The sequence below is a fragment of the Enemella evansiae genome (assembly GCF_002250705.1).
GTDB lineage: Bacteria > Actinomycetota > Actinomycetes > Propionibacteriales > Propionibacteriaceae > Enemella > Enemella evansiae.
This window is the reverse complement of the sequence record NZ_NMVP01000012.1, coordinates 61,872-82,069: the sequence shown is the minus strand read 5'-3', so window position 1 is coordinate 82,069 and position 20,198 is coordinate 61,872. Positions and strand designations below refer to the sequence as shown.

The 20,198-nt window shown below is 69.6% G+C and carries 18 protein-coding genes; 7 read left to right on the top strand and 11 right to left on the bottom strand.

The window, feature by feature from the left end:
* The first annotated feature begins 4 nt into the window (after positions 1-4).
* Genes resB through BI335_RS09000 form a run of 3 tightly spaced genes read left to right on the top strand, consistent with a single transcriptional unit; the run spans position 5 to position 3,792 of the window.
* Positions 5-1,528: a cytochrome c biogenesis protein ResB gene (resB, locus tag BI335_RS09010; protein ID WP_229119264.1), complete on the top strand. Its 1,524-nt coding sequence runs from the start codon at positions 5-7 to the stop codon at positions 1,526-1,528.
* A 21-nt stretch (positions 1,529-1,549) separates the two neighbouring features.
* On the top strand, positions 1,550-2,569 hold the full coding sequence (gene ccsB, locus BI335_RS09005; RefSeq protein ID WP_094357382.1) for a c-type cytochrome biogenesis protein CcsB: 1,020 nt from the start codon (positions 1,550-1,552) through the stop codon (positions 2,567-2,569).
* Positions 2,566-3,792 carry a multidrug effflux MFS transporter gene (locus BI335_RS09000; protein ID WP_229119266.1) on the top strand — a complete coding sequence of 409 codons (1,227 nt, stop codon included), beginning with the start codon at positions 2,566-2,568 and terminating at the stop codon, positions 3,790-3,792. Before ccsB ends, BI335_RS09000 begins: the two co-directional genes overlap by 4 nt.
* Here the strand turns inward: BI335_RS09000 and BI335_RS08995 are convergent.
* Positions 3,768-4,571, bottom strand: a complete 804-nt coding sequence (locus BI335_RS08995) for an SDR family NAD(P)-dependent oxidoreductase (protein WP_208109423.1) — start codon at positions 4,569-4,571, stop codon at positions 3,768-3,770. The two genes, BI335_RS09000 and BI335_RS08995, sit on opposite strands and share 25 nt — an antisense overlap.
* A 33-nt stretch (positions 4,572-4,604) precedes the next feature.
* On the opposite strand from BI335_RS08995, the gene BI335_RS08990 reads away from it, so the two are divergent.
* A complete protein-coding gene (locus tag BI335_RS08990) occupies positions 4,605-4,895 on the top strand; it encodes a YciI family protein (protein ID WP_172421813.1) in 291 nt (96 codons plus the stop codon).
* A 118-nt stretch (positions 4,896-5,013) separates the two neighbouring features.
* On the opposite strand, the gene BI335_RS08985 is transcribed toward BI335_RS08990, so the two are convergent.
* Positions 5,014-5,823: an endonuclease domain-containing protein gene (locus tag BI335_RS08985; protein WP_172421811.1), complete on the bottom strand. Its 810-nt coding sequence runs from the start codon at positions 5,821-5,823 to the stop codon at positions 5,014-5,016.
* 181 nt (positions 5,824-6,004) lie between these two features.
* On the opposite strand from BI335_RS08985, the gene BI335_RS08980 reads away from it, so the two are divergent.
* The gene (locus BI335_RS08980; protein ID WP_094430774.1) at positions 6,005-7,417 is read left to right on the top strand and encodes a mycothione reductase; all 1,413 of its coding nucleotides are present in this window, start codon (positions 6,005-6,007) and stop codon (positions 7,415-7,417) included.
* Positions 7,418-7,441: 24 nt separating this feature from the next.
* The gene (locus tag BI335_RS08975; protein WP_229119518.1) at positions 7,442-8,698 is read left to right on the top strand and encodes a glycoside hydrolase family 3 N-terminal domain-containing protein; all 1,257 of its coding nucleotides are present in this window, start codon (positions 7,442-7,444) and stop codon (positions 8,696-8,698) included.
* Here BI335_RS08975 and BI335_RS08970 read toward each other — a convergent pair.
* Entirely contained in the window at positions 8,695-9,687 is a 993-nt protein-coding gene (locus BI335_RS08970; RefSeq protein ID WP_144009102.1) for a DUF2510 domain-containing protein, read from the bottom strand. The genes BI335_RS08975 and BI335_RS08970 overlap by 4 nt on opposite strands.
* Before the next feature lie 89 nt (positions 9,688-9,776).
* Between BI335_RS08970 and BI335_RS08965 the strand changes: the two genes are divergently transcribed.
* Positions 9,777-10,283 (top strand): hypothetical protein, encoded by a 507-nt coding sequence (locus tag BI335_RS08965; protein ID WP_094430424.1) that lies wholly within the window; start codon positions 9,777-9,779, stop codon positions 10,281-10,283.
* A 10-nt stretch (positions 10,284-10,293) separates the two neighbouring features.
* Here the strand turns inward: BI335_RS08965 and BI335_RS08960 are convergent, their stop codons facing one another.
* From BI335_RS08960 to BI335_RS08925, 8 genes are all read right to left on the bottom strand, one after another.
* Positions 10,294-11,388 (bottom strand): substrate-binding domain-containing protein, encoded by a 1,095-nt coding sequence (locus BI335_RS08960; protein ID WP_094430422.1) that lies wholly within the window; start codon positions 11,386-11,388, stop codon positions 10,294-10,296.
* Between the two features lie 77 nt (positions 11,389-11,465).
* Positions 11,466-12,593, bottom strand: a complete 1,128-nt coding sequence (locus tag BI335_RS08955) for a substrate-binding domain-containing protein (protein WP_094430419.1) — start codon at positions 12,591-12,593, stop codon at positions 11,466-11,468.
* A gap of 215 nt (positions 12,594-12,808) precedes the next feature.
* Positions 12,809-13,588: a phosphate ABC transporter ATP-binding protein PstB gene (gene pstB, locus BI335_RS08950; protein WP_094357366.1), complete on the bottom strand. Its 780-nt coding sequence runs from the start codon at positions 13,586-13,588 to the stop codon at positions 12,809-12,811.
* Between the two features lie 26 nt (positions 13,589-13,614).
* A complete protein-coding gene (gene pstA / locus BI335_RS08945; RefSeq protein ID WP_094430417.1) occupies positions 13,615-14,721 on the bottom strand; it encodes a phosphate ABC transporter permease PstA in 1,107 nt (368 codons plus the stop codon).
* Positions 14,721-15,722, bottom strand: a complete 1,002-nt coding sequence (gene pstC / locus BI335_RS08940) for a phosphate ABC transporter permease subunit PstC (protein WP_229119517.1) — start codon at positions 15,720-15,722, stop codon at positions 14,721-14,723. Before pstC ends, pstA begins: the two co-directional genes overlap by 1 nt.
* 137 nt (positions 15,723-15,859) lie before the next feature.
* On the bottom strand, positions 15,860-16,960 hold the full coding sequence (gene pstS, locus BI335_RS08935; RefSeq protein WP_229119516.1) for a phosphate ABC transporter substrate-binding protein PstS: 1,101 nt from the start codon (positions 16,958-16,960) through the stop codon (positions 15,860-15,862).
* Between the two features lie 222 nt (positions 16,961-17,182).
* Positions 17,183-18,088, bottom strand: coding sequence for an NUDIX hydrolase (locus tag BI335_RS08930; protein WP_172421809.1), 906 nt, complete (start codon positions 18,086-18,088; stop codon positions 17,183-17,185).
* Positions 18,088-20,196, bottom strand: a complete 2,109-nt coding sequence (locus BI335_RS08925) for an RNA degradosome polyphosphate kinase (RefSeq protein ID WP_094430411.1) — start codon at positions 20,194-20,196, stop codon at positions 18,088-18,090. The genes BI335_RS08930 and BI335_RS08925 overlap by 1 nt, the downstream gene beginning before the upstream one ends.
* Positions 20,197-20,198: the final 2 nt, after the last annotated feature.

Genomic DNA, 20,198 nt, shown 5'->3' with positions numbered 1-20,198 from the left:
TCGAGTGGCAGAACGCGAAGCGGGGACCCTGACCCCGCTGGAGTTCCTGCGGTTCTGCTGGAACCAGTTGACCTCGATGCGGACCGCGCTGACCCTGCTCTTCGTCGGCGCGCTCGCGGCGATCCCCGGTGGCCTGCTGCCGCAGCGGCCCACCTCGCCGCTGAAGGTGAAGGCCTACCTCGCCGAGAATCCGCAGGTCGGCGCGATCTATGACAAGCTCGGCTTCTTCGACGCCTACACCTCGCCCTGGTTCTCGGCGATCTATCTGCTGCTGCTGGTCTCGCTGGTCGGCTGCATCATTCCGCGGATCATCACCTACGCCAAGGGCGTACGCGCCCAGCCGGTGGTCACCCCGCGGAACCTGACCCGGTTGCCCGCCTCGACCACCGTCACCGCGGCCGCCGACCCCCTGGACCGGGCCGAGGAATTCCTGCGCAGCAAGAAATTCCGGGTTCGCCGCGATGACGCCGACGGCAGCATCTCCGCCGAACGCGGTTATCTGCGCGAGTTCGGCAACCTGGTCTTCCACACCTCGCTGGTCTTCGTGCTGCTCGGCATCGCCATCGGGGTGCTGTTCGGCTATCGCGGCACCTCGACGGTGCTGGTCGGCAGCGGCTTCTCCAACAACCTCAGCCAGTACGACGACATCCGCTCCGGGGCGGCGTTCACCGACCAGGACCTGCCGCCCTTCTCGGTGCTGATCGACGACTTCCGGGTGCTGTTCGAGACCGGCCCGGTGAACACCGGCCAGCCGACCGAGTTCACCGCCAAGGTGCGGGTCGTCGACAGCCCGAATGCCACCCCGCGGGACGCGGTGATCCAGGTCAACCGGCCGCTCGACGTCCGCGGTGCGGAGGTGCACCTGCTCGGCCACGGGTACGCCCCCAAGGTCACCGTGCGCGACGGGCAGGGCAATGTGGCCTGGTCGGGGCCGGTGATCTTCCTGCCCCAGGACGGCATGTTCAACTCCCAGGGCGTGGTGAAGGCCCCCGACGCCCGCCCCGAGCGGCTCGCCTTCGAGGGCTGGTTCGTGCCGACCGCGCCGGTCGACTCGGCGGCGCCGCGCTCGCTGTTCCCCGACACCTACAACCCCGCGCTCTATCTGAACGCCTGGGTCGGCCCGCCGCGCGCCGAGGACGGCGTACCCGAGAACGTCTACTCCCTCGACAAGACCGGGATGACCCAGCTCAAGCAGGCGAACGGCGATCTGCTGCGGGAGCGGTTGAAGCCGGGGGAGACCTGGACGCTGCCCGAAGGGCAGGGCTCGATCAGCTTCGACGGCTACCAGCGCTGGGTGACCCTGCAGGTCTCCAGCACCCCCGGGATGCCGCTGACGCTCGGCTCGGTGATGATCGGCGTCGCCGGATTGTGCCTGTCGCTGTTCATCCGGCCCCGGCGGCTCTGGGTCCGGGTACGCCCGGACGGGACCGCCGATGTGGCCGGCCTGGACCGGGCCGACGCCCGGACCGGGCTGGAGGACGATGTCCTCGCACTGGCCGATGCGGTCGAAGACGACAAGACGGATTAGATTGGCGGCTGGGAGGACGCAATGGACTACAGCAACTACTCGATGCTGGCGATGGTCACCGCGGCGGTGGTCTACCTGCTGGCGGTGTTCGCACATGCCGCGGAGTGGGCCTCGGCCAAGAACGCGAGCGCCCCGGTGGTACGCCGCCGGCGGCTCCGCGACCGGACCCTGGTCACCGCCGGTGCCGGCGCCGAGGCGGGAGCCGACCCGGACACCGGGAGCGCGGACACCACCGCGACGACCGATGGCCCCGATGGCCCGGTGGTCAACGGGGAGACCGACAAGGACCGGTTGCGGACCGACAAGTTCGGCCGGATCGGTATCGCGCTCACCGTCGTCGCGCTGATCTGCAATGTGGTCGGTGTGGTGTTCCGCGGGCTGGCGGCCGACCGGTTGCCGTGGGGCAACATGTACGAGTTCAGCACCACCTCGATGATCTTCGCGGTGACGGCCTACCTGGTCGCGGCGATGCGCTTCGACATGCGCTGGCTGGGACTGCCGGTGACGATGTTCGCCACCATCGCGCTCGGCCTGGCGGTCACCGTCTTCTACGTCGACATCGGTCCGCTGCAGCCCTCGCTGCACTCGGTCTGGTTCGCCTTCCACATCCTCGCTGCGACCATCGCCGGGGCCGCGTTCACCGTCGGCGGGGTCGCCTCGGTGCTCTATCTGATCCGTTCCCGCGCCGAGCAGCGCAATGAGGTGATCCGCGGCTACCTGGCCAAGCTGCCGTCCGCGGAGAAGATCGACCGGGTGGCGTACGGGCTGGTCGCCTTCGCCTTCCCGCTGTTCACCTTCGTGATCTGCGCCGGTGCGATCTGGGCCCAGTACGCCTGGGGTCGCTACTGGGGCTGGGATCCGAAGGAGACCTGGTCGCTGGTCACCTGGGTGATCTACGCCTGCTACCTGCACGCCCGCTCGACCGCCGGCTGGAAGGGCAAGCGGGCCGCGATCATCGCCCTGATCGGCATGGCCTCGTTCTGGTGGAACTTCGTCGGCATCAACCTGTTGGTCTCCGGCCTGCACTCGTACGCGAAGTGAGTCCAGCGCCCCACGAGGGCGAGAGGCGGACCGGCCACCCGGGCATCCGGGTCACGTTGATCCTGGCCCTGCTGTCGATGTTCGGGCCGTTCACCACCGACACGATCTTCCCCGCGTTCCAGGGCATGGGTGCGGAGTTCCGGGTGGACGCGGCCGCCATGCAACAGGTCACCAGCGTCTACATGCTGGCGTTCGCGGTGATGAGCCTGTTCCACGGGCCGCTGTCGGACGCGCTCGGTCGGCGGCCGGTGATCATCGCCTCGACCGCGATCTTCACCCTGGCCTCGGTCGGCTGCGCACTGGCGCCGAATCTGCCGGTACTGCTGGTCTTCCGGGTGATCCAGGGCCTCTGCGCCGGCGGCGGCACCATCGTCGCCCGGGCGGTGATCCCGGACCTGCTGACCGGACCCGCGGCGCAGCGCGCGATGGGCCAGGTGCAGATGATCTTCGGGCTGGCGCCGGCGATCGCGCCGATCATGGGTGGCTGGCTGCTCAAGCTGGGCGACTGGCCGGTGATCTTCTGGTTCCTGGCCGGGTACGGGTTGGTCTGCATGCTCTGTGCGATCAGCCTGCCCGAATCCCATCCGCGGGAGCGGCGTACGCCCCTGCATCCGGGCAAGGTGCTGGGCTCGCTCGGCGGGGTGCTGGGCAGCCTCACCTTCCTGCGGATGGCGCTCGCCTCCGCCCTGGGCTTCGGCGGCATGTTCACCTACATCGGCGGGGCGCCGCTGTTCGTGGTGGAACTGCTCGGCAAGGGGGAGCGGGACTTCTGGATCCTGTTCGTCCCGCTGATCGCCGGCATCATCACCGGGTCCTGGACGTCGGGCCGGCTGGCGGCGCGGTTGAGCAGGGATCGGGTGGTCAGCCTCGGTTTCGGGGTCGCGCTGCTCGGCGGGCTGATCAACGTGAGCCTGGCCGCCCTGCAGGCGCCGGCGCTGCCGTTCGCGGTGCTGCCGCTGGCGCTGCTCTCGTTCGGGATGATGGTGCAGCTACCGGCGAACCAGCTGCGGATGATGGAGTTCTTCCCGCGGCAGCGCGGGGCGGTCGCCTCCGGGGTCGGCTTCCTGCAGCTGCTGATCGGTGCCGCGATCACCGCCCTGCTGGTGCCGCGGATCACCGGCTCGCTGCTGCAGTTCGCGACCGGTTCGCTGGTCCTGGTCTGCCTGGGTGCCCTGTTCTGGGGCTGGCACCTGCTCGCTCAGCGCTTGCGCGGGGTGGCGTAGCGCCGAGCCATCGGCAGCACGAACCGGATCGGCAGCACCTTGGAGAGCTTGGCGGTGACGGTGTTGACGTTGCCGTCCACGACGCTCGGCTGGTTGCGGTAGAGCGCGCGGAAGGTGGACTGCACGACCTGTTCCGGGCTGCGCCGCCAGGTCATCGCCTCCGGTTCGCCGGTGTTGACGAAGAAATCGGTGTCGGTCGGCCCGGGGCAGACCGCGATCACCCGGACCCCGGTGCCCATCGTCTCCGACCAGAGCGCCTGGGACAGGCTGAGCACATAGGACTTGGTGGCGGCGTACACCGCCATCGACGGGATCGGCTGGTACGCCGCAGCGCTCGCGACGTTGACCACCGCGCCGTAACCGCGTTCGACCATGCCGGGCAGCAGGTGCCGGGCCAGTTCGGTGACCGCGACGCAGTTGAGCTCGACCTCGGCGCTGACCCGCTCCGCGGGCAGGGTGACGAAGTCACCGGCGGTGCCGTGGCCGGCGTTGTTGATCAGGATGTCGATCGGGGTGTCGAGGTCGTCGAGGCGCTGCCGCAGCTCGGCGCGGGAGGCCGGATCGGACAGGTCGGCCGGGATCACCGTCACCTGCCGCCCGTGCCGTTCCCGGATCCGTTCGGCGTTCTCGGCCAGCGCCTCCGCGCGGCGCGCGGTGAGCACCAGATCGACGCCGCTGCGGGCCAGGAAGTCGGCGAAATGGGCACCGAGACCCGAGGAGGCACCGGTCACCAGGGCGGTGCCGTGCAGGGGGAACGTGGGACCGTTCGAGACGCTCATGCCGGCCAGCCTAGTGGTCCTATTCTTGGCGCCATGCCGACCTATGCAGTGCACTACCTCTACAACGATGACACCGACAAGCGGATGCAGGTCCGCCCGGACCACCGCGACTACCTGGCCAAGCAGGACGGCCTGCTCGCCGGCGGTGCGTACCCCCCGAGCGAAGAACCGCCGGCCGGCCTGCTGATCTTCCGCGGTGAATCCCGGGAGGCCGTCGCCGCGATCCTCGCGGAGGACCCCTACCAGACGAACGGTCTGGTCAAGGAGGTCCGGATCGTCGAGTGGCGCCCGGTCCTCGGCTCCGCCATCGACCACCTGAACTAGTCCGGACGCGAGCGCGCACCCACCTGCTCGCCCCCTGTCAGAATCTGCGGCTCGATCACGACCCGGCCCCGAATCGGCCGGGATTCGTGATCGAGCCGCAAGTTCTGGCAGCCGTTGGTCACCGCCGTGCGGTGAGGATCGGTCGGAGCCAGCGCAGCAGGTCCTTCTCGATCTGGGCCCAGGTGATCCGCAGGACCACCCAGCCGGCGGTCTGCAGATCGTTGGTCTTGGCGCGGTCCCGGGTGAAGGCGGTGAAACTCTGGTGGAACTCCCAGCCGTCGACCTCGACCGCGATCCGCTCCGCGGGAAAGACCAGGTCGACGACATGGCGTCGGCCACCCGCGCGAACCGACACGTTGGTCTGCCAACCGGTGATGCCCGCATCCCGCAGCAGGCGGTGCACCTTCCGCTCGGCCTCGGACCACGGACGATCGCGGGACTCCCGCAGGATGGCTCGCCGCAGCCGATTCCCGCGACGGCCCGGCATCGAATCCAGCGCCGCCCACATCGCGCGGAGGTTCTGCGAACCGCCTTCACCGCCGACCACCCGCAACACGTCATCGACCACTTCACCCCCGAGATCGGGGATCAGATCGACCGCGGTGTATTCCGGACTGCTGAACCGGACCATCCCGTTCTCCTGCTGGAACTCGGTCGGGACACGGCGTTCCACCGTGCGCAGGAAGTCGCTCGACAACCGGCGCGTACTCGCGACGATGAGCGGTTCCGAGGGCGGGAGATCGGGTCGCCAACCGAGCCAGCGCGCACCCAGCCCGAGGACCACCGCGGTCGGGTCCGCCGCCGCGATGGCCCGGCAGATCGCATCGGGGCTCACCTCCGTCGCGTGCACCCCTGGCAGGATCCTGGTCAGGGTGCCGTCCCGCATCCCCTTCCGCACCGAGCGCCGGTCATCCCGGCTGCGAATCACCCTCATATCTGCAACAGGCCCCGGATCTGTTGGGGATGTCATCGCGCAGCTGCCAGAATCTGCGGCTCGATGCCCATCTGCCCCGATTCCCGACCCGATCTGCGATCGAGCCGCATTTTCCGGCGTCCCATCCCGCGGCGTACACCGAGGCCACAGCAGTGGCAGACTGGCGCCCATGGAGCTGCCCCACTTCGACCTGTGCGTGATCGGTTCGGGATCAGGGAATTCCCTGCTGGACGAGCGATTCAACAAATACAAGGTCGCCCTGGTCGACAAGGGGGTCGAGGGTCACTTCGGCGGTACCTGCCTGAATGTCGGCTGCATCCCGACCAAGATGTTCGTCCGACCGGCGGATCTGGCGTACGCCTATGACGAGGCGACCCGGCTCGGCGTACGCCTCGAACCCGGCCAGGCCGACTGGGACGAGATCCGCGACCGGATCTTCGGCCGGATCGACGCGATCTCCAGCTCCGGGCGCGACTGGCGGATCCAGAACGAGAACATCACCCTGATCGAGGGCGAGGGGCGCTTCGTCGGCGACCACACCCTCGGCGTCGCCGGCGGCAAGTTGACCGCCGACCGGTTCGTGATCGCCGCCGGCTCCCGGCCGCATCTGCTGCAGGTCCCGGGCGCCGACGAGGTCACCGTGCACACCTCGGACACGATCATGCGGCTGGCGAAGCTGCCGCGCTCGATGGTGATCATCGGCGGCGGCTTCATCGCGGCCGAGTTCGCACACATCTTCTCCTCCTTCGGGGTGAAGGTGACGGTGGTGAACCGCTCCGCCGCGCTGCTGCGCTACGAGGACTGGCAGGTGTCCCAGCGGTTCACCGAACTGCTCTCCAAGCGCATCCCGGTACGCCTGAACCAGCAGCTGCTGCGCCTCGAGCCGGACGAGGGCGGGGCGCTGGTGGTGACCACCGACGCCGAGGGGATCGAATACGAGTACGGCGCCGAGGTGGTGCTGAACGCCACCGGCCGGATCCCCAACGGTGACCTGCTGAACCTGTCCGCCACCGGGGTCGCGATGAACGCCTTCGGCTATGTCGAGGTCGACGACCAGCAGCGCACCACCGCCGAGGGCATCTACGCACTCGGCGATGTCAGCTCGCCCTGGCAGCTCAAGCACGTCGCCAACCACGAGATGCGGGTCGTGCAGCACAACCTGCTGCACCCCGACGACCCGATCAGCACCAACCACGACGCGATCCCGCACGCGGTCTTCACCCACCCGCAGATCGCCTCGGTGGGCGCCACCGAACAGGAGCTGCAGGCCCAGGGCCGCGACTATGTGAAGTCGGTCCAGGACTACGGCGCGGTGGCCTATGGCTGGGCGATGGAGGACACCGAAGGCTTCTGCAAACTGCTCGCCTGCCCGCACACCGGTGTCCTGCTCGGTGCGCACCTGATCGGGGAGCAGGCCTCCACCCTGATCCAGCCGCTGATCCAGGCGATGAGCACCGGGCTGCGGGCGCGGGAGATGGCCCGCGGCCAGTACTGGATCCACCCCGCGCTGACCGAGGTGGTGGAGAACGCGCTGCTCGCGCTGCCGCTGGAGGGTTACGAGCGCGAACCCGACCCGGTCGACGAGTAGATCGCGCCCCCTATGGTGGGGCCCATGCGTCGCACCAGCCTGTTGCTCCTGCCCGCACTGTCGTTGACCCTGGTCGCCTGCGGTACGCCGCCGGCGGGCCAGTCCGCCGGACAGCCGGCCGGCACCGCGCCCGCCCCCGGTGGTGCACCGGGCACCGGCAGCGGGACCGCGGCCACCCCGACCGCGGCGCCCAGCCCGACCGCGAGCCCGACCCCGGCCGTGCCGACCTGCACCGACGTGGCGGCGAAGCTGACCCAGCCCGAACAGGTCGGCCAGCTCTTCATGGTCGGCAAGGGCGCCACCTCACCGGTCGACGAGTCCTTCCGCAGCGTGCTGCGCGAGACCAACGCCGGCAGCGTGCTGCTGCTGGAGAACACCACCGCCGGGCGTACCGGGGTGAAGCGGCTCACCGACCAGGTCCGCGACGCCGCCGTCAAACCGCAGGGCGTCGGCCCGCTGCTGGCCGCCGACCAGGAGGGCGGCCTGGTGCAGCGCCTGAAGGGGGAGGGCTTCGAGACCATCCCCGCGGCCACCGAGCAGGCGAAACTCGGTGATGAGGAACTCCAGCAGCGGGTGAAGACCTGGGGTGAGGAACTGCGGCAGGCCGGCATCGACTACGACCTGGCACCGGTCGCCGACACCGTGCCCACCTCGGTCGGCCGCGCCAACGAACCGGTCGGGGCGCTGCGCCGCGGCTACGGTGCCGACCCGAACCAGGTCGCCCCCAAGGCCAGCGCCTTCGTCAAGGGGATGGCCGAGGCCGAGGTGGCCACCAGCGTCAAGCACTTCCCCAACCTCGGCCGGGTACGCGGCAACACCGACCTGCAGAGCGGCGTCACCGACGACCAGACCACGCGTACCGACCCCGCCCTGAAACCGTTCCGGGACGCGGTCGCGGCCGGTGCCGATTCGGTGATGGTCTCCACCGCGATCTATTCGAAGATCGACCCCGGCAAGCAGGCCACCTTCTCGCGGGTGATCGTCACCGACATGATCCGCGACGACCTCGGCTTCGACGGCGTGGTGATCTCCGACGACATGGGCGCGGCCAAACAGGTCGCCGCGGTCAGCCCCGGCGACCGCGCGCTGCGTTTCCTGGAGGCCGGCGGGGACCTGGTGATCAACGGCGACCCGAGCATCCAGCGGGAGATGTACGCCGCGGTGCGCGACAAGGCGGCCAGCGACCCGGCCTTCGCGCAGCAGGTCACCGAGAGCGCGGCCCGGGTGCTGGCGCTGAAGGCCCAGCAGGGCGCGGCGAGCTGCACCGCTCCCGCGAACTAACCGTCGACGGTCAGCCCGGCCATCGCCTGGCGGGCCGGTGCCTCCCACTGCGGGGTGGTGTCGGGGATCGAGGCATAGAAGATGCTGGAGCGGTTCTCGCTGGTCTGCACGATCAGCACGATCGCCAGCTCGCCCTTGGTCTGCAGGTTCGGGATGTTGAAGGTCAGCTGCGACTCGACCAGCCACGCCTCCTTGCCCTGCACGGTGGTGGCCCGATTCACCCGGTCCTTGCGATCCACCTTCGAATCGCCGTAGAAGGCGCCGACGATGCACTGCACCACGATCTCCGAGCCCCGCTGCGGGGTGTAGAAGCCGTCGCCGGCGTTCAACTCGGCGACCAGCACCGAGGCCACCCAGGACTGGGTCGCCCCGTAGCGCTCCACCAGAATCGTCTGGGTCCAGGCGTTGCGGCCGAACGGCACCCGGGTCTCGGTCGAGGGCGAGCTCCAGGGCGGGGACAGCGTCGGATAGGAGAGCTGGCCGCCGTAGACCCGGCCGTTGCGGGTCGGCCGCTCGGCGCCCGAGGGCGGCACGGTCTCCGGTGCCGGGCAGACGTTGCGGGTCGAGTTGCCGCTCGGGGTGTTCGCGATGTCGTTCCCGCCGGTCATCGCCCGGATGGCGATCGAGGCGATCACCACGACGGCGACCAGGCCCGCGATCGCGCCGATCCACAGGGCGGCCCCGCCGCGATTGCGGCGCGGCAGCGGCGGGGGCGGTACGCCGGGGCCCGGTTGCGGCTGGGTGGTGGTGATCGGCTGCGTACCGGGGTTGGCCGGTGTGCCGCCGGCCGGTGCGCCGGCACCCGGGGAGGTGCCCGCGGAGGTGGTGATCGGGGCCGTACCGGGCCCGGTCACCGGGGCGCCCAGGCCGCCGTGCGGGGGTGCGGCGTTCGGATTGGGGGAGAGCGCCGCGGACCACGTCTGGCCGTCCCACCAGCGATACATCCCCGGCTGCTTGCCCGGGTCCGGGTACCAACCTGCGCTGCTCACGCGGACAGTGTAGGTGGGGCGATCCAGCCGACCGGGCCAGGGAAACCCCTAGGGGGAACCCCTGAGCGGGCAGTATCGTCAGCCTCGCCATGAACCGCACGAAGAGAACCCTGGGTCTGATCGCCGCTGCCGCCCTGACCGCCGGCGGCCTGGTCGCCTGCGGCAACGACGTCGGCGACCGGCAGTACTGCCTGGACACCCAGCAGGAGGTCCGGGCCGACGACAAGCTCTGCGAGAGCCCCGGCGAACCCCGCTACACCTGGGTGTGGGCCGAGCGGACCAGCTATGTGCCCGCCTACTACGGCCGGCCCGGCTACCGCTACTACCGCTACCCGGTCAACGACCGCGGTGAGCGTACCCGGGCCACCACCCGGCCGGCCCGCGCGGCCACCACCAAGGCCCGCTCGTCCAGCACCACCGATGACGACACCAGCACCAGCTCCCGCACCTACGGGTCCTCGGGCACCAAGGGTTCGAAGTCGAACACCAAGGGCTCCTCGGGCACCAAGGGCACCTCCTCGGGCAGCAAGGGCTCCTCGTCAGGCAGCAAGGGGTCGTCCTCCTCGGGCAGCAAGGGTTCCTCCTCGCGCCGCTGACCCGCGGCCGCTACCGGATCTGTCCGGCGGCGGTGGACACCCGGCCGCGCAGCCCCTCCGGCAGCGGCGCCAGGCCCAGGTCGGCGAGCGCCTGCTGCTCGGCCGGGGTGGTCCAGAACGAGAAGAAGTCGCGCAGCACCGGCCCCTGCTTGGAGTTGTTCCCCCGCGAACAGACCACCTGATAGCCGATCACCGTCAGCGGGTACGCCTCGGCGCTCGCCCGGTAGTCCGGTTCGAGCCGCAGATCGTTGCCCTCGGGGATCTCGACCGCCTCCAGCGCCCTGCTGCCGGTCTCGGGGGTCGGCGCCACCGGCCCGGCACCGAAGTCGATGCTGGCGGCGGGCAGCGAGTTGGTGCGGGTGTAGGACAGCGGCAGCACCGACATCGTCCCGGGCGTACCGAGCAGGGCCGACACGCTGTCGGTGAGGCTCTCGGTCTGCTTCCCCGGCCCGGTCGGCTCGCTGGTCTCCCCGTTCGGCCAGTCCGGGCCGGCGGCGCTGGTCAACCAGCCGGTCAGGGTCGCGGTGATCCCGGGGGAATCGGTGGCCAGCACCGGGGTGACCGGGATGCCCGGCAGCTGGACGTCAGGGTTGAGCTGTGCGATCGCCGGGTCGTCCCAGCGGGTGATCGCACCGGAGAGCAGTTTCGCCAGCACCGATGGGGTGAGCGTCAACCGGTCGACTCCGGGCAGGTTCCAGCTCACCGCGAGCGGGGCCGCGCTGGTCGGCAGATGCCAGATGGGGTTGTTGCCGCAGCGGGCGGCGAGCTGCTGCGCGTCGGCTTCGGGCAACGGCCGCTGGACGGTCAGCCAGGTGCTCAGCGCGTTGCCGAACATCTGCCGGGCCTCCTCGGCGCTCTTGTTCTGATAGCTGACCGAGCTCTTGAAGTCGCAGCGGTCGGCGTACGCCCCGAGGATCTCCTGGGTCGGTTCGGCCTGGGAGGCGGGGCCGACACCGCTGATCACCCCGCTCGGGCAGTTCGCCGGCACGGCGGTCGTGGTCGAGGTGGTGCTGGCACCCGGTTGGCCCGGTGCGGTCGCGGTACCGCAGGCGCTCACCGACAGGACGAGAGCGCTCGCCGCAACGGCCCATCTGGCCATCCCCATCCGACTTCCTCCTGTGTCTTCGCCCCGTCTCCGGCTCCCTGCAACGCCCGCCCCAGCATAGGGGTCGCGGTGGTGGTTCAGCGGATCGCGGCGACCGCCTCGGTGGTGCGTTGCCGCAGCTCGTCCGGCAGCGGCACCCGGCCGATCGCCGGCAGCCCGGACTGGGTCTGCGGGTTGAGCATGAAGCCGAGGAAGTCCCGGGTGAGCGAGGTCACCTCGACCGGGAGCCCCTGGGAGCAGACGATCTGATAGGTCACCGCGACCACCGGGTACGCCCCCTCGCCCGACAGTGATGCCGGGTCGATCCGCAGATCGTTGCCCTGGTCATCGGGCAGGAAGCGGGCCTGTTGCAGCGCCTTGCTGGCGGCCTCCTGGGTGGGCAGCAGCGGGCCCTGGCCCTCGTCGATACCGACCCGGCCCAGCTGTGGCTCACCGGAGGGGCGGTTCGCGTCACCGAGCTGGGCGGTCTCCAAGAACCCGATCGTCCCCGATCGCGCGGCCACCGAGCTCGCCACATCCTCCGGCCGGTCCCGGCCCTGGCCCTGGCCGCGCCAGTTCGGGGTGGTGTTGCGCGGGCTCCACTTCAGCGGCGCGGTCCGGGCCAGGTAGCGGCCGAGCGCCTCGGAGGCCCCCGAGGGCTGGTTCTGGTAGTACACCTGGATCGCCTGGGCGGGCAGGGTCACCCCCGGGTTCTCGCGGGCGATCCGGGCATCGTTCCAACGGTTCAACTGGCCGGAGAAGATCATCGCCAGGGTCTCGGGGGAGAGGGTGAGCTGCTCCACCCCGTCCAGCCGGAAGACGATCGCCACCGGGCTCGCGGTGGTCGGCAGATGCCAGGCGGGGTTCTGTTGGCAGCGGCGCTGCGCGGCGGCGACCTCGTCGTTGCTGAGCCAGGATTCCGAGGTGGCGACGTTGACCAGGCCGTTGACGAAGCTGGTCCGCCCGGAGTCGGCGCTGGTGGTCCACACCACGGTCGAGGCGTTCCGGCAGGTCTCGGCATAGGAGGCGATGTAGGAGTTCATCATCCCCGCCTCGCTGGTGGCCCCCTCCACCTGAAGCTGACCCGGCGGGCAGGCGTACACGCTGCTCGGGGTGGGCAGGACCGGTGCCGGCGTGCTGTCACAGGCCGCGAGTACGCCCACCAGCGCGACCGCGAGCGGGGCCGTGAGGGCACGCCGCAGCGGCGGGGGACAGCGAGGAATCATCGTGTCCCGATCCTACCGGGAGCGCTTGTCGTCGGCTCGCGCGCGGCGCGCCATGACCCCGCTCTTCGGCCCAGTCGTCGAAATCCACACGGTGCGTGTGCGCGTGGTCACGCCACCGGACGCGGGATTTCTCCTTGGTGTGCCTGCATCGCGGGGACGCGCCGCCAGACGCTCGCCTCCCGTTGGCGCGCCGCGCGCGAGACGACCAAGAAGAGTCAGCCGAAGCGACCGGAGATGTAGTTCTCGGTCTCTTCCTTGGCCGGGTTGGAGAAGATCTTCGCGGTGTCGTCGAATTCGATCAGCTTGCCCGGCTTGCCGGTCGCCTCCAGGTTGAAGAACGCGGTCTTGTCCGAGACCCGGGCCGCCTGCTGCATGTTGTGGGTGACGATCACCACGGTGTAGCTCTCCTTGAGCTCCTGGATCAGGTCCTCGATCGCCAGCGTGGAGATCGGGTCGAGGGCCGAGCAGGGCTCGTCCATCAGGATCACCTCGGGGTTCACCGCGGTCGCGCGGGCGATGCAGAGCCGCTGCTGCTGGCCACCCGACAGGCCCGAGCCGGGCTTGTCGAGACGGTCCTTGACCTCGTCCCACAGGTTCGCGCCGCGCAGATTCTTCTCCACCAGCTCGTTGGCGGCCGATGAACTCATCCGCTTGTTGTTCAGCTTCACCCCGGCGAGCACGTTGTCCTTGATCGACATGGTGGGGAACGGGTTCGGCCGCTGGAAGACCATCCCGACCAGTCGGCGTACCGCCACCGCGTCGACGCCCTTGCCGTAGAGGTCGACGCCGTCGAGCAGCACCTGGCCCTCGCTGTAGGCGCCGGGGATCACCTCGTGCATCCGGTTCAGGGTGCGCAGCACGGTGGACTTGCCGCAGCCCGAGGAGCCGATGAAGGCGGTCACCGAGCGGGGCTCGATGGTCATGTTGACGTCCTGGACGGCGTGGAACTTGCCGTAGTAGATGTTCAGGTTCTCGACCTGGATGCGCTTGGACATGTTTCCTTCTTCTCTTGCTCTGGTGGTCAGCGGCCCGGCTTGGGGGCGAACTTCGCGGCGATCACGCGGCCCAGCAGGTTGAGGGCCATCACGATCAGGATCAGCGTCAGCGCCCCCGCCCAGGCACGGGCGATGTAGGGCTCCGGTGGGATGCCCGGGGTGACGTAGGAGTAGTAGACGAACACCGGCAGCGTCGTCATCGGGTCCGACAGCGGGTTGGTGTTCAGCGAGGTGGTCAATCCGGCGGCCACCAGCAGCGGGGCGGTCTCGCCGATCACCCGGGCGATGGCCAGCACCACACCGGTGATGATGCCGGCGATGGAGGTGGGCAGCACGACCTTCAGGATGGTCCGCCACTTCGGTACGCCGAGGGCGTAGGAGGCCTCGCGGAGCTCGTTCGGCACCAGCCGCAGCATCTCCTCGGTGGAGCGCACCACGACCGGGATCATCAGCACGCTGAGCGCCACCGCACCGGCCAGGCCGATCCGGGTGCCGGGGCCGAAGACCAGCGAGAAGACCGTGTACGCGAACAGGCCCGCAACGATCGAGGGGATACCGGTCATCACGTCGACGAAGAAGGTGGTGGCCTTGGCGATCCGGGAGGTGCCGCCGTATTCGACCAGGTAGATCGAGGTCATGATGCCGATCGGCACCGAGATCAGCGTGGCCAGTCCGGTGACGATCAGGGTGCCGTAGATGGCGTGCACCGCGCCGCCGAGCTCATCACCGGTGACGTTGCGCATCGAGTAGGTGAAGAACTGGACGTCCATCCGTTCCACGCCCTTGGAGACGGTGCCGACGATCAGCGAGATCAGCGGGATCAGCGCGATCACGAAGGCGGTGGTGACCAGGTAGCGGGCGAATCGGTCGCGGGCGCGGCGGGCGCCCTCGACCACGGTGGACAGCACGCTGATGGTGACCAGGAACAGCAGGGTGCCGAGAATCAGCGTCGCGGCGAGGGAGAAGGCGCCGATCAGGCCGAGCGCGGCCCCGACGACGACCACCGCCACCACGAAGGTGGCCAGGCCGATGTGGTTGGGCAGCCGGCCGGCGGTCAGCTGGCGGCGGGTGTCGGCCTGGGCGCTGTCGCGCCGGGCCAGTTCCTCGTTGGTGGGTTCGGTTGCTGTCGACATCAGTTGGCTCCCGAGAATTCCTTGCGGCGGCCGATGATCCAGCGGGCCGCCATGTTCACCGCGAGGGTGATCACGAACAGCACCAGGCCGGAGGCGATCAGCTGGTTGACGCCCAGCCCGTACGCCTCGGGGAACGCCAGCGCGATGTTGGAGGCGATCGTGTTCGGGTTCTCGGCGGTGAGCAGCCGGACGTTGATCACGTGGGCGGGGGAGAGCACCATCGCCACGGCCATGGTCTCGCCGAGGGCCCGGCCCAGGCCGAGCATCGAGGCGGAGACGATGCCGGGCAGGCCGAACGGCAGCACGGCCTGGCGGATCATCTCCCAGCGGGTCGCGCCGAGGGCGAGGGAGGCCTCCTCGTGCAGCCGCGGGGTCTGCAGGAACACCTCCCGGCAGAGCGCGGTGATGATCGGCAGCACCATCACCGCGAGCACGATGGCGGCGGTGAGCACGGTGCGCCCGGTGCCGGAGACCTGGCCGGCGAACAGCGGGATCCAACCCAGGTTGGTGTTCAGCCAGGCGTAGAGCGGCAGCACCTGCGGGGCGAGCACGTTGATGCCCCAGAGGCCGAAGACGACCGAGGGCACCGCGGCCAGCAGGTCGATCACATAGCCCAGGCCCTGGGCCAGCCGGCGCGGTGCGTAGTGCGAGATGAACAGCGCGATGCCGATCGACACCGGTACCGCCATCAGCAGCGCCAGGAACGCCGCCCAGACGGTGCCGAAGGCGTACGGCAGCACGAAGGCCCAGAACTCGCCGTAGGGCAGGTCCTGCGCATCGGAGCTGAGCGCCGGGATCGACATGCCGACGAGGAAGGCCGCGACGGCTGCCAGGATCGCCAGGATCAGGATGCCGGAACCGGTCGAGAGGCCCTTGAAGAAGGACTCGCCGCCCTTGCTGCTGCGCTGCCGGGCGACCTTGGCCACCCGTTTGGGGTCGGAGCCGTCCGGGGGAACAGGTGCGGCCGTGTTCGCCGCTCCCTTGGTCATGGAACTGGACATCCTTCTCCTCGGGGCCAGGTCTGTGCGGGTGGTGCTTCGGTGGTTACTGATCGGCGGTCAGTGAGGGTGCCGGGACGCACCACACGCCCGCTCCCGAGAGTACGGGAACGGGCGTGCGATGTCGTACCGGGACCAGCTCACTTGATGGAGTCGACCGCGGTCTTCACCTGGCCGGACAACTTCTCCGGGAGCGGGGCGGCGCCGGCCGCCTGAGCGGCGGCCTGCTGGCCCTCGCTGGAGGTGATCGAACCGATGTAGGACTTCACCAGCTGGGCGGTCTTGTCGTCCTTGTAGTCCTGGCAGACCAGGGCGTAGGAGACCATGTAGACCGGGTAACCGGCGGCCTTGCGGTCGATCTTGATCGCCAGGTCGTTGGCGTCGCGGCCGGACTCCACCGGGGAGGCGGCCAGCGCCTCACCGGCGGCCTGGGCGCTCGGCTCGCTGAAGTTGCCGTCGGCGCCGATCTTGGCGTTGTTCAGGTCGCGGGCCTGGGACTCATCGACGTAGCCGATGGTGTTCTTGCCGTTCTTGACCGCGGCCACCACACCGGCGGTGCCCTTGGCGGCCTCACCCTTCAGGCTGGCCGGCCAGTCGCCGCTGGCCTTGTCGGTCCACACATCGCCGGCGGCCTTGTTCAGCCAGTCGGTGAAGTTCTCGGTGGTACCGGAGTTGTCCGAGCGGTGCACCGGCACGATCGCCGCATCGGGCAGCTGTACGCCCGGGTTCAGCGCGACGATCGCCGGGTCGTTCCACTTGGCGATGGTGCCCTTGAAGATGCCGGCGGTGGTCGCGGCATCCAGGTTGAGGTCCTGCACACCCTCGACGTTGAAGGAGATCGCGATCGGCGACACGTAGACCGGGATGTCGAGGGCCTTGGAGCTGGCCTCGCACTTGCCGAACGCGCCGGCGGTGTTCTCCTCGGGCTTGAACGCGCGGTCCGAGCCGGCGAAGTCCACGCCGCCGCCCTTGAAGCCGTCGCGACCGGCGCCGGAGCCGTCCGGGCTGTAGTTGATGGTCACACCCGGGTTGGCGGTCTGGAAGTTCTTGATCCAGGTGTCCTGGGCGACCTTCTGCGCCGAGGAGCCCTGGCCCTTGAGCTGGCCGGACAGCTGCTCACCCCCGTTGCCACCCTGGGCGGCGGGCTGGGACTGGGTCTCGTTGGCGGCGCAGGCGGAGAGCGCCAGAGCGCCAGCAGCGGCCACGGCGGCCAGGCTGACGAAACGTCGGTTCAGCGACACGGAAATCCATCCTTCACGTCTGGGTTGCCCCGGTTTCCCTCCGGCCGGGATCGGCCGGAGCGCTTGACGTTTCGAAACATAAGCAGGGGTGGTGACGCATTTCGTGACGAAAGGTGAACTGCAGGTGAACGGGGGTGCAAGTGGTCGAATCGTTATCTCGTGTCGCTTTATCGCCGCACGCCGGTCGGGGCGCTCGGCCGCGGTGGAGCGGGGCCCCGTTGGTCACTTCTTGTGCGGGGTGGTGATCCACTGCACCGCGTGCACCTGATCGTCGGCCGTCAGGCTGACGATCGCGCATTCGGCGGTGTGGAACGGATGATCCGGCAGATCCAGGGCGGTCAGGATGGCCGGCAGCACCGGCCGATGGCTGCAGACGACGACGGCCCGGCCACCGCCGATCACCTCATCGCGCAGCACACCGATCAGATCGCCCACCGCGGCCGGATCCTCGACCCCGCGTTCCTCGCTGAGGATGGTCTGCCGATCGATCGTCAACTGGTGGTCGGTGACGAACGGCAGCACCGTGGAGACGCAGCGGTTGGCGGAGGAACTGACCACCCGGCCGACGCCGAAGGCCTCCAGGATCGGTACCAGCTCCCGGGCCTGGGTCCGGCCCCGCCGGGTCAGCGGCCGGGCCGGGTCGTTGCCGGACCACTTGCCGCGATCCATCGCCTTCCCGTGCCGGACCACCACCAGATTCACCGTCTCCGGCTGGTCCAGCGCCTGCTGCAGCAAGGTGGCATCGGCATCGTAGGAGAACAGCTCCAGCGCCTCGGCGGGCGTCAGCCAGAGCACGGTGTCCACCTCGTCGTCGGGGACGTGCGGTTCCTCCGCGACGACCGCGGCCCGCCACCAGCGCACCTGCTTGGTACGCCGACCGACCCGGTAGGTGTGCGCATCCAGCGGCGCGGTCAACCGGATCCGGACCCCGGTCTCCTCGAGCACCTCACGGACCGCGGCCACCGCGGGCACCTCCCCGGGTTCCACCTTGCCCTTCGGCAGCGACCAGTCGTCGTAGGCGGGCCGATGCACCACCAGCACCCGTACCGCGTCCGGGCCCCCGGTGGCGTCGGGTTTCAGGACGACCGCCCCGGCGGCGGAGATGTCGGATCGGCGCAGCATCGGCATCAGAGGGTCGACTCCTTCGATCGGCGCTGCCCGGCGACCTCGATCAGCTTCTCCTGCAGATCGACCAGCGGCCGGCCCTCGGCGTCCAGGGTCTGCTCCTGCCATCCCTCGGCGGTCAGCGACCAGGCGGCCGTGCCGGGGTCGAAGGCCAGGTCGAACAGGTCGTCGACCTGTTGGATGTGGGCGCGGTTGGTGAGCGCGACGAGCACCTCGACGCGGCGGTCCAGGTTGCGGTGCATCAGGTCCGCCGAGCCCAGGCCGACCGTCGGCTGGCCACCGTTGTCGAACCAGAAGAGCCGGGAGTGCTCCAGGAAGCGGCCCAGGATGCTGCGGACCCGGATGTTCTCGCTCAACCCGGGCACGCCGGGGCGCAGACCGCAGATCCCGCGTACCCACAGATCCACCGGCACCCCCGCCTGGGAGGCCTCGTAGAGCGCGTCGGTGATCGCCTCGTCGACGATCGAGTTGACCTTGATCCGGATGCGGGCGGGGCGGCCGGCCAGGTGGTGCTCGATCTCGGTGTGGATCCGTTCCAGCAGGCTCCTGCGGATCGAGTGCGGCGCCACCAGCAGCCGCCGGTACTGGGTCTCCTGGGTCATCCCGGACAGGTGGTTGAAGACCCGGGCGACATCCTCGGTGACGATCGGATTGGCCGTCAGCAGGCCCATGTCCTCATAGGTACGCGCGGTCTTGGGGTTGTAGTTGCCGGTGCCGATGTGGGCGTAGCGGCGCAACCCCTCGGGTTCGTCGCGGATCGCCAGCGCCAGCTTGCAGTGGGTCTTCAACCCGACCATGCCGTAGACGACGTGCACTCCGGCCTGTTCCAGCTTCCGCGCCCAGCCGATGTTGGCCTGCTCGTCGAAGCGGGCCTTGATCTCGACCACCGCCAGCACCTGCTTGCCGGCCTGTGCGGCATCGATCAGCGCGTCGACGATCGGGGAGTCGCCGGAGGTGCGGTAGAGGGTCTGCTTGATCGCCAGCACGTGCGGGTCGGCGGCCGCCTGCTCGATGAACCGCTGCACGCTGGTGGCGAAGGAGTCGTAGGGGTGGTGCAGCAGCACATCGCGTTTGCGCAGGGCGGTGAACATGTCGGCCGGCTGGGCGGTCTCCACCTCGGCCAGGTGCGGATGGGTGATCGGCAGGAACGCCGGGTACGCCAGATCCTCGCGATCGGTGTCGGTCAAGGAGAACAGCCCGCTCAGATCGAGCAGCCCGTCGACCTTGAACACCTCCCGCTCGCTGATGTCGAGCTCGGAGACGAGCAGCTCCAGCATGTGCTCGTCGACGTCGGCGGCCACCTCGAGGCGGACCGGGGGCCGGCCCACCTTGCGCCGCAGCAATTCCTTCTCCAGTGCGAAAAGCAGGTTCTCGGCGTCATCCTCCTCGACCTCCAGATCCTCGTTCCGGGTGACCCGGAAGACGTGGTGCTGGAGCACCTGCATGCCGGAGAACAGCTGGTCCAGGTGCCGGGCGATGACGTCCTCGAGCGGCACGAACCGGCCCTCGCCGAGGGTGACGAAGCGGGGCAGCACATTGGGCACCTTCACCCGGGCGAACTGGCGCACCCCGGTCTGCGGATTCTTCAGCAGCACCGCCAGGTTGATCGACAGCCCGGAGATGTAGGGGAAGGGGTGCGAGGGGTCGACCGCGAGCGGGGTGAGGACGGGGAAGATCCGCTCGGCGAACAGGGTCCGCATCCGGTCCTTCTCGGCGCCGGTCAGCTCACCCCAGGAGAGGATCTCGATGCCCTCGGCGGCGAGCTGGGGGCGTACCTCCTCGGCGAACACCCGGGCCTGGTCGGCGACCAGTTCCCGGGTCCGGCGCAGGATCGCGGTGTGCAGATCGCGGGGCAGGAACCCCGACACGCTCGGCACCGCGACCCCGGCCGCCATCCGTCGCTTCAGCCCGGCCACCCGGACCATGAAGAACTCATCGAGATTGGAGGCGAAGATCGCCAGGAACTTGGCCCGCTCCAGCAGCGGGATCCGGACCCCGTCGCGGGCCAGTGCCAGCACCCGTTCGTTGAACGCCAGCCAGCTCAACTCGCGATCGGCGAATCGATCCTTGGGCAGCCATGGCCCGGGCGTGCTGGTGGCTGCCTCCGGCATCG